The sequence below is a fragment of the Rhizobium sp. NXC24 genome (assembly GCF_002944315.1).
GTDB lineage: Bacteria > Pseudomonadota > Alphaproteobacteria > Rhizobiales > Rhizobiaceae > Rhizobium.
In genome coordinates, this window is the sequence record NZ_CP024311.1 from 1,631,087 (window position 1) to 1,644,205 (window position 13,119).

General features: G+C 55.0%; 12 protein-coding genes. 5 read left to right on the forward strand and 7 right to left on the reverse strand.

The annotated features are described in order from the left end of the window. Positions 1-4: 4 nt before the first annotated feature. The 5 genes from NXC24_RS08130 to NXC24_RS08155 form a co-directional block, all read right to left on the reverse strand. Positions 5-2,236 (reverse strand): Mu transposase C-terminal domain-containing protein, encoded by a 2,232-nt coding sequence (locus NXC24_RS08130; RefSeq protein ID WP_104822818.1) that lies wholly within the window; start codon positions 2,234-2,236, stop codon positions 5-7. An 11-nt stretch (positions 2,237-2,247) separates the two neighbouring features. Further along, on the reverse strand, positions 2,248-3,090 hold the full coding sequence (locus tag NXC24_RS08135) for a hypothetical protein (protein WP_104822819.1): 843 nt from the start codon (positions 3,088-3,090) through the stop codon (positions 2,248-2,250). Between the two features lie 129 nt (positions 3,091-3,219). Further along, entirely contained in the window at positions 3,220-3,408 is a 189-nt protein-coding gene (locus NXC24_RS08140; RefSeq protein WP_104822820.1) for a hypothetical protein, read from the reverse strand. Between the two features lie 832 nt (positions 3,409-4,240). Further along, on the reverse strand, positions 4,241-6,547 hold the full coding sequence (locus tag NXC24_RS08150; protein ID WP_104822822.1) for a DNA cytosine methyltransferase: 2,307 nt from the start codon (positions 6,545-6,547) through the stop codon (positions 4,241-4,243). Between the two features lie 105 nt (positions 6,548-6,652). Further along, positions 6,653-7,699 (reverse strand): hypothetical protein, encoded by a 1,047-nt coding sequence (locus NXC24_RS08155; RefSeq protein ID WP_104822823.1) that lies wholly within the window; start codon positions 7,697-7,699, stop codon positions 6,653-6,655. A gap of 682 nt (positions 7,700-8,381) precedes the next feature. Here NXC24_RS08155 and NXC24_RS08160 point away from each other — a divergent pair. The 3 genes from NXC24_RS08160 to NXC24_RS08170 are packed head-to-tail and all read left to right on the forward strand — an operon-like array spanning position 8,382 to position 10,848. Continuing rightward, positions 8,382-8,810 carry a transposase gene (locus NXC24_RS08160; RefSeq protein ID WP_104822824.1) on the forward strand — a complete coding sequence of 143 codons (429 nt, stop codon included), beginning with the start codon at positions 8,382-8,384 and terminating at the stop codon, positions 8,808-8,810. Next, positions 8,807-9,157, forward strand: a complete 351-nt coding sequence (gene tnpB, locus NXC24_RS08165; protein WP_104822825.1) for an IS66 family insertion sequence element accessory protein TnpB — start codon at positions 8,807-8,809, stop codon at positions 9,155-9,157. The genes NXC24_RS08160 and tnpB overlap by 4 nt, the downstream gene beginning before the upstream one ends. A gap of 47 nt (positions 9,158-9,204) precedes the next feature. Next, positions 9,205-10,848 (forward strand): IS66 family transposase, encoded by a 1,644-nt coding sequence (locus NXC24_RS08170; RefSeq protein WP_104822826.1) that lies wholly within the window; start codon positions 9,205-9,207, stop codon positions 10,846-10,848. Here NXC24_RS08170 and NXC24_RS08175 read toward each other — a convergent pair. Then, positions 10,817-11,062 carry a DUF6429 family protein gene (locus NXC24_RS08175; protein WP_104822827.1) on the reverse strand — a complete coding sequence of 82 codons (246 nt, stop codon included), beginning with the start codon at positions 11,060-11,062 and terminating at the stop codon, positions 10,817-10,819. The two genes, NXC24_RS08170 and NXC24_RS08175, sit on opposite strands and share 32 nt — an antisense overlap. 181 nt (positions 11,063-11,243) lie before the next feature. Further along, positions 11,244-11,420 (reverse strand): hypothetical protein, encoded by a 177-nt coding sequence (locus tag NXC24_RS35055; RefSeq protein ID WP_158704435.1) that lies wholly within the window; start codon positions 11,418-11,420, stop codon positions 11,244-11,246. A 270-nt stretch (positions 11,421-11,690) separates the two neighbouring features. On the opposite strand from NXC24_RS35055, the gene NXC24_RS08180 reads away from it, so the two are divergent. Both NXC24_RS08180 and NXC24_RS08185 read left to right on the forward strand, forming a co-directional pair. Continuing rightward, positions 11,691-11,942 carry a hypothetical protein gene (locus NXC24_RS08180; protein WP_158704436.1) on the forward strand — a complete coding sequence of 84 codons (252 nt, stop codon included), beginning with the start codon at positions 11,691-11,693 and terminating at the stop codon, positions 11,940-11,942. Between the two features lie 314 nt (positions 11,943-12,256). Beyond that, a complete protein-coding gene (locus NXC24_RS08185; RefSeq protein WP_104822829.1) occupies positions 12,257-12,889 on the forward strand; it encodes a glycoside hydrolase family 25 protein in 633 nt (210 codons plus the stop codon). The last annotated feature ends 230 nt before the right edge of the window (positions 12,890-13,119 follow it).

Genomic DNA, 13,119 nt, shown 5'->3' on the forward strand with positions numbered 1-13,119 from the left:
CCTGTTAAAAATCGTCGCGATAGATCGCGGTTTTGCTGGCAGGCAGAGAGAGCTGTTCAGTGGACCGGGGATTTTCAATTGCCTTTGCCTTTTGGTCCGCGCTGGGTTTACCTCTCGTTGGAGCGCCGTATTTTTCCTCTTGCGCCTTTTTGGATTGGCTGGAGGGCACGTCCAAATCATCCTCTTCCAACTCGTCTCCGAGACCCCAAGCTTCCTCAAGAAATGGCGTCAGCCGCCAATCCTGGTCGCGTACGGCGCGGGTGTAGTCAGACTCAGGGACGATGTGGAGCGCGCGGCGGATGCGACGCTCAAGCCGGTCGCACATCTCGGAGGTTGGTACCGGGCTTGCCAAATTATGCATGGCTCGCGAAATTTCCGCGATGCCGTCGATGTATTCGAAAGCTTCATCGACGGTGTCCTGCGTGCGATCCGTGTACTCGGTATCAACAAGGTTTATTTCTTCGAGCAACGCTGTCACCTTCCAGAAGGAAACGCCCTTAAGGAAGCCGAACTGCGAGCCTACACGATAGGAAAACTTCCCGTCGAACACAGTGATTTCGCCGATGTCCCAAAAATCGACGCGGATGTCGACTTCGGTGCCTGTGTTCTCACGGAACATGCGTTGGATCTCGTCACTCTGGTAATAGAAGCCGAGAAAGCGGATTCCCTCGCGTCCAATTACGCGCTTAAGATTCACGCCGTAGATGGTACGCAAGAGATAGTCTTTTTGTGGGTTGGGTGGGAGTTTAGCTTCGCACCCTAACAGCCAAGCTTGCCTGCTCGACATGCCTCCAAGCTTGCCGCCGTGCCTAATGTTGTGCCAAACGTCGACAATGGCTCGCACAAAGACGTCATGAAGCCTATCGACGTTCACCGAAGCACCCTTGCGTGGGTCTTGATCGCCGCGATGGCCGACGATCCCAAAGATGCGTTCGATCGTACCTCTGAGTGTGCTGATTTTTGCGGGAGGGTGGATCTTCGTAGCGCCTGCATCCAGGAGCGTGGCTGTGACAGATGCATTCGTGTACCACTTTGCGCAATCGACGCGGATCAGCCGCAGACCGCCACGCATTGGCCATGACGACTTGCAACCCGCTGCCTTGGCAATCGTAGTTTTGTCTCGCTCAACCAATTGGAACGTAGCCAATGCCGTCTCGGTGCAGGGATTGCGGACATGGATACGAAAGGACAAAAATGAGTTTGTGGCATAGTCGATGACGGCTGAGAACCAAAGTCTACGCGAAGCCTCACGATAGGCTTTCTGCACCTCCTCCGATAACTCATCCCAAACCTTGCTGTTTTTCAGGATCGTGACGAGGTTAAGGCGACATTCGTCGGCCTCGATCAAATCCATTGGATAGCCACGCTCCTTGGCCACCACGATAGTATATCTTTGGGCGGTTTTGATCTCGCCCCACTTTCGGTTGTACTTCAAATAGTCAGGAAGCGCATCGATCCGATTATAGAACGTCGATCTGCTGCCAAGGTTGATCCAATCTTCCTTGTTTCTCGGCTTGTTAATCCGGCGCTCCATCGCCTTCATCAAGCGGAAGAGGTAGGGGGCTTTGGTGCGCGTCGTGGACAGGTAACGCCATACAAACCGACCCTGGATATTCAGCTCAAGGGAAGAAAATTTGCTTTCCCGACGTTCGCTAGTACGATTGTCAATAAGGACGCGCCAGTCATTGCCCGAGTCTTCATATTTTTTACACCAGCCCCGGACGGACCTTGCCGTAACATTTACGAGTTGAGGTTTCGAATCTTTTCCTGAAACGTCAAGCTTATAGTGCTTTCCACCCTTGTAGTCGGCGTTTGCCTCGGCGATTTCCAGATCGGTTTCGTATTCTTTGCGGATGTCAAACATGATCGAAACCATGAGGGCATCACTGGAGACCCGGCCTAACTCGGCTTTTTTATCATTGAACCGGGTGATCCACTCCAGCTTGAAGGCAACAACCATTTGCTGCCGCTTCGACAGATTACGCAGCCAAGGCCATTTCTCTGCCAATGCAATGCGACGAGGATCGTAATAACGTTTCTCGATGGTGAGCGATCCGTCGCCGAGCCAGCTCGCAATTTCAGCGTTCGATACCGGAATGGGTGCGCCGCTACCGTCGATAGCGGCGAAGACCTTCCCGTGTGGACTCTCCTGGACGACGTGAAGTTCCTTCCCGTCTAATTTGGCACGGTCGAAGGCGGAGATCGGCAGTGGAGGCACACCGGGACGAATGGCCATAGCCGACTCCTTCACTGGACCCAGCGGGCTTGAACGAGGCAATTGTCGTGGAAGCGCTCGCCTGGTCGCGAGATATTGATCAGCCGGTCGTAATGGAGGCAGAGTAGGGCGTTCCAGACCGTACCCGGATCGCCCATCCGGAGTTGCAGACGCCACATCTCAATTGGCCGTCCGATGCCACGAACGACATCCAGAACTCTATCGCAATCTTCCTGCCGCCGCTCCTTCCTTGCGTTGTTGATATCGATTGCGTTCAGGGCCTTACCTCGCGTGATTTGTCTCTCGGTCACAGCGATGATATCAAGCGCGAAAGTTGGGACGTGAATCGCTTTTAGCGCGTTGAGCTTTTCCAAGGTCCGGTCGGGCTTTAGCATCTCAGACGGTTTGACTTGATATGCCACTCGGCGGTTCGAATGGTCGGTCGATCGATAGTCGAGGGTATGCCATGCGCGCTGACCATCCAGCTCGTATTCGAGTTCGCCCGGCTGATCTTCGACCTTCACGATTTGCTTCTGTGCCAATAGGACATTGGTGAAAAAATATTCGAGGATGCTCTCGAAAATCAGGACTTGGTTTTGCCTGATGTCGACCATGTGGCCACGCACAGACGCCATGCTTTTCAGGGAAATGTTTCTGCTGGCGAGCGATTTGCTAGGCGGAATCCAAGCGACATCCATACGGCTTTCTGCCTCCGCAAACGTAAGGCCGGGATCATCGTCGTGGGTTACCCCGGGAATAACGAAGCGCCCGGCGACAGGCCGGTCCGGATCTGCGAATTTGAAGGTTTCAGGGATTTCAAAGCGAAGGCCACGTTGTTCGCATTTGAGCATTTGGTGGACACGAGCTTCCAGCATGATGTTCGACTTTCATGACGCGACTGATCGATCCCCGATTTCGTCGAGGGAGAGCGGCCATATCGATTTTGGATTGGTCACTGGAGCGGGGCGGGAGGCCTCCGCTCAATTGGTATGTGGTATCACATGTTAGAGGCGCGGTATTCGCTTGCTGAACCCGAACCTCCGGTCCAATGAATTGCGGTCGCGTTCCGATGTGAAACCAAGGGGCTCCTGGCGATAGCGGTGGTCGCGAGCACCGCGCTCATTTCGGTCGATCAATGTATCGAAGGCGTCGCCATCGGCCATAAATTGAAATGCATCTTTCAAAATGGTCATTGCTGTGTCCTGATTTGCGTCTGAAGATTCAAGAAGTCGAGGAAACGGAAGGCACGTGGGTGAAGGCATGGCTTCGCCGGTCGCGGGTTTTGCCCGCGTTCAACTGCGTGTTCCTGCATAGGGTTTGTTTGTATTAGGGCGGCGGAGGCCCTACGCCCGAGCCTTTCGGCTGCGGACACGCTTGACGCCCGACAGCATTCGGCCCGCTACGTTCAACGATCGTGTCGAACGCGCGCGGGCCGATACCGAACCTGCTTATGGGGAGAGCTGCCTGACGGAACGTCCGGCAAATGAGCAAGCTAGCTCCGGAAACATCGGAGGTTTCGAAACGCTCGGATTGAAAGTCGAATTTGCCAACTGCTGACATGACGTTGCGCTCCAATTTCTTGTTAAGCTGGAAATAGCTCAACGAAATCAATCGCGAAAGTGTCGGAGGCAGCCTATAAACGTATGGAAAATTCGTAGATTTTGCAGAACAGGGCGACGCCGGACAGGAGACAGGCGAAGGGTGCCATCAAGGACCGAGCATTGGGGTGGATGGAACTAACGGAGGTCATGCGCTACTTGCTCCGAAGGTTGTGGAGGAAGTCCGTGCAGAGTAAAAGCGCTTGAAAAATCACGGAAAAACGAAAATTGACCAGCATCAATCGAGATCAGTCAGCGCCAAACCAGAGCGTTTTACATATCTCTTCGGCCAGCATGGTGGCTCCCTTAGTTTGTGTTATCCCAACGTGCCATGGCTCCGTTTTGATGTCGATAATCCCTATTAGCTAAAATTGTACCGAATTCGCACGAGAAAGTGGGGGCGGCCTCGGCGGCCTCCGTGGAAGGACTAGTATGCTCGGCAGCGATGCACCCCGACAGCAGGAGGTTCGCGATAGCCTATCTCGAACCGCTTGAATTTCGGGGGCGGCGGAAACCTCGGCGCTTCCGTTTTAGGTCGCTTGGGCGCGGGATCATTTTCTCCTAGCTGATCTGGAAAAGGGTCGGGCATAATCACGAGGTCTCGTATTTCTTCGGCAAGAGCAATCTCTGGATCTGGGTGGCGTTTGGGCATAACGGCGGCCAAATTCAAACCTGGGCCTTTGGCCAGAGCGACGATACCGATTGCCTCAGCCGGAATTGGTGGCGCACGCAGTCCGTCGGCAATGCGAATCTTCTTGCCGGTAATCGCAGCGTAAAGGCAAAACCCGATCGCTGTCGAAATGGGCGGCGGGAGGCACAGAGCAATGGCTTTCGAGGCCGTTGCCCTCCTCATTCCCTCAGTTTTCCAGGTGAGGGGGAATCCTTGGAGAGCCTTATAGGCGTGAACGCTGAGTCCAATGCAACCCTCAAAGTCGCCAGTAGCTATGGTCGTCTCAACGGATTGTGACATCGCGCTAAACTTAAATCCTGCTGCCTTCCAATCCTTTTTCCGTTTGTCGCCGGGGTTCTTCGTCCAAGGGGTCAGCATCGGAACCTTATTCGTCCCATACGTGGCGCACCAACGCGCTCGTGCCTCTTCTCGCGCTTCCTCTCGGGCTCGATTTTCGAACTTTCGATCGCCGCGCGTTATCCGATAGTGCCCAATCTTAACGTCCGATTTAATCAGCGCTTCCATATAGTCGGAGAGGTTGGAGTCGAGCCGCGCATATCGCTCTAACATTGATGCGCGGGTTTCTCCGGATATTGGATCAAGATAATCCTGGGGTAGGAGGCTGCCATCAACTTCGACCGGACGCATTTGGGGGAGTATAAAGTTTTTTGCGTACTCAGGCTTCAGGCCGACGATCACCTCGCATTTGCCGTTCTGCGCCAGACCGAAGTCTGATAAGGACAATCTAAACGGCTCAATTTCATAGCCGCTTTCAACTAGCCCGATAAGATTTTCGTTGATCGTGTTTCTCATGTTTCGCGAGATGCGAGGCGGCAGGCCGAAGAAAAACGCCTTTGGGTCGGCGAGGCGAATGAGATCGATCGTGTCCTTGTTGCGCTGAACGTTGTAGGCACTCAGAAGACCACCGCATACAACGGCCAGGTCCTTTCGCAATTTGGCGATCTCTGTCCGAATATTGTTGGTGCCTAGTCTTGCATCGCTGACGGGCCAGTGGGCCATGCTTTTTTTGATCACGGAACGATACTCGTCCACATCCTCAAACAACGCAGCCGGATAAAAGTTTGCGCCTCGCAAGCCAATGGCTTCGCCGCCGATTCCGGCGTTCAAAATGATCGACTTCAATTTTTTGAGCGGCCGACGTCGATCTCGCTGACCAGCAGCCACGAAGGTCCCGGCTAAATAAGCCAGAGAACTGAACATGAAATCGACGCCACAATGCACTCCGCCGTATGTTTGGCCAACACCAAATTCACCCTGGCACATTTTTCGAAGAACAAAAGCGACGCGTGCTATCGATGCGGTGTCTGGATCGTGGATGGCAATAAAAGCCCATTGCACCTCATCAGCGTGATCATCGCCAAAAAGCTTGACGAATGTTGGATGCAGACGCTTCGCCTGTTCCCGCATCGCCGCCTCATGGCCTAGAAGCACGCTCTCGGGAACATCTTGCGGCTTTGTTGTATCATCATCGTCTACGTGTGAGCCAAAGATCTCTTTATACTCGCCATACATAGCCAAAAGTTGCCGCGCTGAACGTTGCAGTTCGTCTATCGCCCTCTGACCGTGTTCTTTGATTTTCTGGCGCATGATCTTTTGCCATTGTTTCAAAAGAAGTTCGGCAGACGACGTTGCAGCTTCCTTTTCCTCTTTGTCGATTTGCCCGATGATCGAGCCAGTGAGGTGCTCGTCGTCTTCTATCCTGCGGAAGGTTTCTTCTCGTGTCGCATCACTCGCGACCAATATTGCCGAGATCACAGAGAGCGACAAGCCGCTTGATATGAGCCTTTCCCGATCTTCGCCCGTGGCCTTCTTGATGAGGCGCACAGCGTCCAATTCCTCGATTGAAATTCCGCACTCGAACGACAGCCGGTTAGCAACGTCGTCCGAGATGTCATCCTCGGTGCCGGTCAATTCCAGAACGGCCTGAACGAGTTTCAAAGCGGACGCGGCGCTCAGACGGCGAGATGTCTTGATCTGAGCACGCGCAAGCCGCCAGCGTTCGGCAGGAGTACGCTGTGCTTCGGCCTTTTGGGTCTTGGGCATTTGGGTCTGTCCCCGATTGAACGCCCGAGATGTATCATTCCGGGAATTTCGACTAGGGAAACAGGTTAGGTAAAATACGCGACAATCAGAGGTTTATTTTTTCGTTCAGCGGTAAACTTCGCCCCTGATTTTGGCCATCAGCCCAAGCGGGTATTTAGCAAGGCTGCTTCCTTTTGCGAGCAGGTCGCCGACTTTCAGTCCTTCTGGCATCACCTCGAAATTGGTGGCTTCGATATTGAGAGTCCATCTTACCTTGAGATGGTCAGGCAATCGTGGAAAATGGGTGCCCCGTAGGTCGAGCGACTGATTGACCGTAAGATGATCAGGAAGATCGACAAGGGAGCAGCCCTTAACCCTGAGGTCGCCGGTTACCGTGAGGTGTTCTGGCAGCGACTTAAGGGTGGAGTCTACCATGTCTAGATCGCCAAGCGTGACTGTGCCTGGTTGCAAATTGGAGCCATCGAGCCATACCCCATCCTTGTTCATGATCCGGTTTAGGTGCGCTAGCGGCGCGACGCACTTCAAGTTCCTTTCGTCGATGTATCGAATGGCAGCGTCCAGGCATCTTCCCTCAATCGGTCGGCGATGTGCGCCGAGCACCTGCGCGACTTTCCGACCCACGAATTCGATAGTGGCGTGACGTCTGCCACTGGCGTCTCGAAGCGATAGATAGGAGAGGGCGACATCGTTCGGTGTCTTCTCCATTCTATGCTGCATGGTGGCGCACTCGCGAATGAGTGCATCTTCGTTGTGCAGACGAACGAAAAAGAGATTTGTTTTCTCATCCTTGTAGAAAAGGCTCTCATTTCGACCCACGAGCTTCGCTCTCCAGATCCTTTGGATAAGGTTGGCTTTTGTTGCCTCGGTGACTAGATCAGACAATGTCGGAATCGCACGCATGCGGTTTGCGGAAGTCAATAAATCTCGGGTCCACTCCTCGTCGTTGGCGATTGCGGTTCGAATCCAAGCCAGGACATTTCGTTGTTCCTGCTGCGATATGATCTTTCGCCAGTCTCGCCCAGCTTGGGCGTCCGCGATGATGAGGCGGACGAGACTTTGGTCGACCAAATAGAACATGCGGCTGCCATCGGTCGTGGCCAATATCTCACGCGACGCGGTGGCCGCTTCTTCGAGTAACTTTGGGTCGAACATCGCAAATCCTCGTTATGTTAAATCGAGGATTGCTGTCGGCGGCGCTTACCACCAATCTTGCCTCTCGCAGGCCGAGGGTCGGCACGGCGCAAATATTCCATGCTGGTCAAGTATCGACTTCGGGTCTGGATGCTCTTTGAGCATCAGTTCAGCCGTTCCGACGTAGCTTCCGAAGCTTGTCGGTCCGCAGAGATCCGGGGATCGATATTAGGGGATTCGCGTAGACGACCCGGGCTTCGTTATTTTCTGTCATTAGAAAATTGCACCCAATGTGAGATCGAGTGCAATTTGGCATGATGTAAGCTGAAATTGCAGTGCGTTCTCGGTTTGAGCCATATGGGGCAAAAGCAGCCAATCAGCATTTAGCCACTTCGGTGAGCCGAACCCGCTTCGGTTTAAAATCCGCTACCGACATCGGCTGAACGTGCCAGATGTCGCTTCGTGGATCGTAAAGGCCTGGGATCGGAAAGACGCTGTGAATTCTCAAGAAGTCTTTCGGGTTTAGACTCGCGATGGGCAGCCGGTGAATGAGAGCGGCGGCCGCTATATGTAGATCTTGTCCACCTTTGATGCGTTCCGATCCTGCAGTCGGGGTACGCATCCGAGTTGGGCCGCATTGTGCAGTGAGTGAGAGTGTGGATGCTCTGTCTATATAGACGGCAATATAGACGGTGCTTCACACATGGACTTGAGGAATGATCTCACCGGGCATTTCAGCCGGATGGAGATTGTCGATAGCGGGCGTCGCCGGCGTTTCACGGATGAAGCGAAGCTGGCGATCGTGGCTGAGAGTTATAACGGCCCGCGACAGGTGACGGCCACGGCGCAGCGTCATGGGATCACGCGCTGGCAGTTGAATGCCTGGCGCAGGGCCGCGCGGGAAGGACGGCTTGTCCCCCGCTCGGCGAACGGATTTGTTCCAGCGATCGTTGTTACCGAGCCTAATGTTGCGAATACGCCACCTGCGGCGACTGTCGCTGTGCCGCCTTCTGTCACCGCGCCCGGTCGCATGGAGGTGGTGAGTGCGAACGGCCGGCGTGTGATCGTCGGTCGGGATGTCGACGTGGACGTCCTGCTGCGGCTCATTTGTGGTCTGGAGACGTTGCGATGAACCCGTTTCCGATGGGAACGGGGGTCAAGGTGTGGCTGGCGACGGGACATACAGACATGCGGTGCGGCTTTCCTTCGCTGGCCCTTCGGGTGCAGGAGGTGTTGAAACATGACCCTCTGGGCGGTCATCTGTTCTGCTTCAGGGGTCGACGAGGTGATCTGGTAAAATTAATTTGGCATGACGGCCAAGGCGCCTGCCTGTTCACGAAAAAATTGGAGCGCGGGCGGTTTATCTGGCCCAATGTTGAAGGCGGCGCCGTCGCGATCTCGGCCGCACAGCTTTCTTATTTGCTGTCGGGAATTGACTGGCGGGCGCCGCAGGAAACCTGGCGTCCGACACGGGTTTGAGCGCCTTCTTCATTGAATTTGTTCAGGAAATATGCTCTAAAATTTGCATGTCATTGCCACCGCTTTCCCTTCCGGACGATCTTGCCAGCGCCCACGCCGCGCTGCTGGCGGAACGCGAGGCGCGGTTGCAGGCGGAGGCCGAAGCGACCAAAGCCAAGGCAGAGCTTTCCAGCATCGAGGCGCTCAACGCCCATCTGCAATTGCTGATCGCCAAGTTGGAACGCGACAAACACGGTCCGAGCCGGGAGCGCACCCAGCGGCTGATCGACCAGATGGAATTGCAGCTCGAAGAGCTGGTCGCCGACGCGACCGAGGACGAGCTTGCGTCCGAAGCGGCCTCTGCCAAAAGCCAGACCGTTCGGGCCTTCACTCGCAAGCGGCCGGTGCGCAAACCCTGGCCGGACAATATCGAGCGGGAACGTGTCGTCATCGAAGCTCCTGGCGCCTGCATCCATTGCGGTAGCGAACGGCTGTCGAAGCTGGGCGAGGATACTACCGAGACGCTGGAGGAGATCCCACGCCGCTTCAAGGTGGTCGAGACCGTCCGGGATAAGTTTACTTGCCGGGAGTGCGGCTGCATCAGCCAGGCGCCGGCGCCGTTCCATGCCACACCGCGCGGCTTTCTCGGCCCCAACCTTCTCGCCACTATAGTCTTCGACAAATTCTCCGAGCATCAGCCGCTCAACCGCCAGAGCCGGCGTTTCCGCAGCGAGGGAATTGATCTGTCCACCCAGACGCTTGCCGACCAGGTTGGCTACGTCAGCGCCGCCGTCAAGCCGCTCTTCGATCTCATCGAGACGCACGTGTTTGCGGCCGAGCGATTGCATGGCGACGACACCACTATCCCGATTCTCGCCAAAGGGCAGTGCATCACCGGCCGGATCTGGACCTACGTTTGCGACGATAGGCCCTTTGGGGGACAGTCGCCACCGGCCGCCGTCTTCTACGCCTCCAGCGACCGGCGTGGCGAACATCCACAACGACATCTGGCCGAGTTCAAAGGCATTCTGCAAGCTGACTGCTATAATGGCTTCAATCCGCTCTTTGATCGTACGAAGAAACAAATACCGGTGACGCCGGCTTTCTGTTTTGCCCACGCGCGCCGGAAGTTCTTCGAGCTGGCCGACGTCTCTCGCAGTGCGCGCCGCGGTAAAGGCGCACGGCCTGTCTCGGCGACGGCGTTGGAAGCGGTTAAACGCATCGACGCGTTGTTTGCCATCGAGCGCGATATCAACGGCACAAGCGCCGAGGAGCGGCTTGCCGTGCGCCAGGAAAAGAGCAAGCCGCTGCTCATCGAGTTGGAGGCCTGGTTGCGCCAGGAACAGGAGGGCCTCTCACGCTCCTCACCGGTCATCGAACCGATCAACTACATGCTGTCGCGCTGGGTCGATTTTGCCAGATACGCCGATGACGGCAGGATTTGCATGACGAATAACGCGGCGGAAAGAGCCCTGCGCGGCGTGGCTTGCGGCAGAAAAAATTGGAGCTTCGCCGGTTCCGATCGCGGCGCCGACCGGGCCGCCATCATGCTGACCCTGATTACGACGGCTCGCCTCAACGACATCGATCCAAAGGTCTGGCTTGCCGACGTGCTGGCCCGCATCGCCGAGCTTCCCGTCTCCCGCCTGCATGAGCTCTTGCCTTGGGAGTGGAAGGTGATCAAGGCGATGGAAATCCCGGCTGCCGCGTAAACAGTTTCCGAAACAGCTCTTCCGACCGGCGCAGACCCTCGTCCGTCAGCACCAGTGACTTCGACTTGTTCACCGGATCGCCGATCAGGCCTTTCTGATACAAGCGATCAGTCGTCGCCCACTCAAACCCCTTCCAGGCGCAACGCTCGTTGTGAAGCGTCAGCCATAGCAACGCCAGCACCGTGTCGTCAATTTTGTCCTCGTCGATCTCCATTCCGCAAGCTTACCACGCGCGACCCCAAAGATCCCTGCGGCCTACCTCGGATGGATACCAGTCGGGAACATTAAGCTCCAAAGATCGCGTGCGCTGAGGAGCGTTCCCCATGTTTCAGCGATGCGTGTATCGGTATTGATGATCTTGAGGCCGCTATTGAGCAGGCGTTGATACCACTCGCTCAGTTTGACGGCTTGCGCCCACATATGAGCGAGATGCCAAGGTTTATCTCCATTATGACCCCGGCCGGGATGTTTAGATCATCGGCCTCTTCGAGAAATCGCACGACGTTGGCGTCTGGCCGGGATTTGCTGGTTTCAGACAGGACTGATGTGTCGAGTATGAATGCCATGCCCATTGGAGAGCCTCCTCTGATCACAATCTCCGAATGTTTCGCGCTCCTGCTGCTTCCGTATTCGTTGAAGTTGGCGACGATGAACGCCCACAATCCTGTGGTCAATCGCCTGACCGATAGCCCTATTGGGCGAGGGTGTTAGTAGGGCTTAACTGAATCAATTCGTGAAGCTCGGCATAACAGGTGTACGGCCATCGGATGCTCCCGGGTTTCGATCGAGGCGAGGTACATCCTGGAATATACGCCAAAGGAATTCTCGACAACGGCGAGCGAGTGAGCGACAGTCATCTATACGCTGACAATACCGGATCGCACCCCCTGGCAAAGCGGCAAGAAATTCTTGTTCTTACTGGAAAGGAATCACTCGCGGATTTCCTTGAGGTTCTTCGCGCGCGCGGCACCGTGGTGATCGAGCAAGGAACGGAACAATTCGTCGTTACGATTGCGCACGCTCACATTTCGAACGATGCTCGTCGTTTGCTCATTAAAGGGGGACCTGTTGATGATGGCGGGCTGGAAATGTAATAACTTGCTGCATATCCCGCCCAGGAGCCAATCATAGACACACCTGTAGGCTGAGCTTTAAACCGGAAAATTCGAGCTCCCGCTGACTCAAAATCAGCGCACTTCATAGTGACTTCGGCGAGCTCTGCTGAGGCGTGTGAGCGACTTGGGAGAATGGTTGTAATATTTGCGTGCTTTTAGCTAGGAAATAAGCAATTTGATTGAATTTTATATTTAGCTAAAATTGGATATTTGCACTCGTTTCGCGATCGTCGCAAGATTGTTAGCTGCATAAATAGTTGTGCAGAACAGTTGGTCATCGGGAGGGCGATTCGATGGCGAGCGCTTCAATCAGTAATTCGGTCATAGACATTTCACATCATAACGGCACTCGGCTCCGTTTCGACCGAGCAAAGGAGGGCGGTGTTCTGGGCGTAATTCACAAGGCCACCCAAGGTGAGCTGTACGTCGATCCAACGCTAGTCGCCAATCGCCAACGAATTCTTGATACGGGCTTATTGTTTGGCGCGTACCACTTCGGGACGGGCGCTAATGGAGTTTCACAGGCTGCACACTTTTTAGATGTGGTTCAACCGACTGAGAAAACGCTTCTGGTCCTCGACTTCGAGGATAACCCTACCGGCGGGAGTATGTCGCTTGAAGAAGCACGTGCATTTGTGACGCACGTTAAGGCCGCGACGGGTCGATGGCCCGGTTTTTACAGCGGGCATACGATCAAACGTGCCCTCGGTGTTGCTTCTGATCCCGTGTTGGCTAACTGCTGGTTTTGGCTCGCACAATACGGCCCGACACCCGTAGTCCCACCTTGTTGGACTACCTGGACCTTGTGGCAGTATACAGATGGCGCTGTCGGTGAAGCTCCGCATGAAGTTGATGGAATCGGAAGATGCGATCGCAACAATTTTCAAGGAACTGAAGAGGCTTTGTCCACCTGGTGGGGACGCTAACTCAAGAAGGCACGTCTAGGGGCCTAAGGCCTTTTGCTGCTGACATCCCTTGGCCTTGACGCTTTCCATCTTCTGGGAGAGAGATGATGTCTAAAGTATTGAAGTGGTTCGTAATTCTCAGTTGTTTGGCGACCACATCATTGGCTATCAATCCGCTTTTTGGTTCTGAGACGCACGCGCAGGCCTGTCCGAACGGCAGATGTCCTCCTCGGTGACGCTATGTCGGATCT

What these genes read in the sequence shown, in the direction of transcription:
- NXC24_RS08130 (WP_104822818.1), bottom strand. Translation starts at nt 2,236, where the DNA reads ATGGCCATTCGTCCCGGTGTGCCTCCACTGCCGATCTCCGCCTTCGAC.
- NXC24_RS08135 (WP_104822819.1), bottom strand. Translation starts at nt 3,090, where the DNA reads ATGCTGGAAGCTCGTGTCCACCAAATGCTCAAATGCGAACAACGTGGC.
- NXC24_RS08140 (WP_104822820.1), bottom strand. Translation starts at nt 3,408, where the DNA reads ATGACCATTTTGAAAGATGCATTTCAATTTATGGCCGATGGCGACGCC.
- NXC24_RS08150 (WP_104822822.1), bottom strand. Translation starts at nt 6,547, where the DNA reads ATGCCCAAGACCCAAAAGGCCGAAGCACAGCGTACTCCTGCCGAACGC.
- NXC24_RS08155 (WP_104822823.1), bottom strand. Translation starts at nt 7,699, where the DNA reads ATGTTCGACCCAAAGTTACTCGAAGAAGCGGCCACCGCGTCGCGTGAG.
- NXC24_RS08160 (WP_104822824.1), top strand. Translation starts at nt 8,382, where the DNA reads ATGGACTTGAGGAATGATCTCACCGGGCATTTCAGCCGGATGGAGATT.
- tnpB (WP_104822825.1), top strand. Translation starts at nt 8,807, where the DNA reads ATGAACCCGTTTCCGATGGGAACGGGGGTCAAGGTGTGGCTGGCGACG.
- NXC24_RS08170 (WP_104822826.1), top strand. Translation starts at nt 9,205, where the DNA reads ATGTCATTGCCACCGCTTTCCCTTCCGGACGATCTTGCCAGCGCCCAC.
- NXC24_RS08175 (WP_104822827.1), bottom strand. Translation starts at nt 11,062, where the DNA reads ATGGAGATCGACGAGGACAAAATTGACGACACGGTGCTGGCGTTGCTA.
- NXC24_RS35055 (WP_158704435.1), bottom strand. Translation starts at nt 11,420, where the DNA reads ATGGGCATGGCATTCATACTCGACACATCAGTCCTGTCTGAAACCAGC.
- NXC24_RS08185 (WP_104822829.1), top strand. Translation starts at nt 12,257, where the DNA reads ATGGCGAGCGCTTCAATCAGTAATTCGGTCATAGACATTTCACATCAT.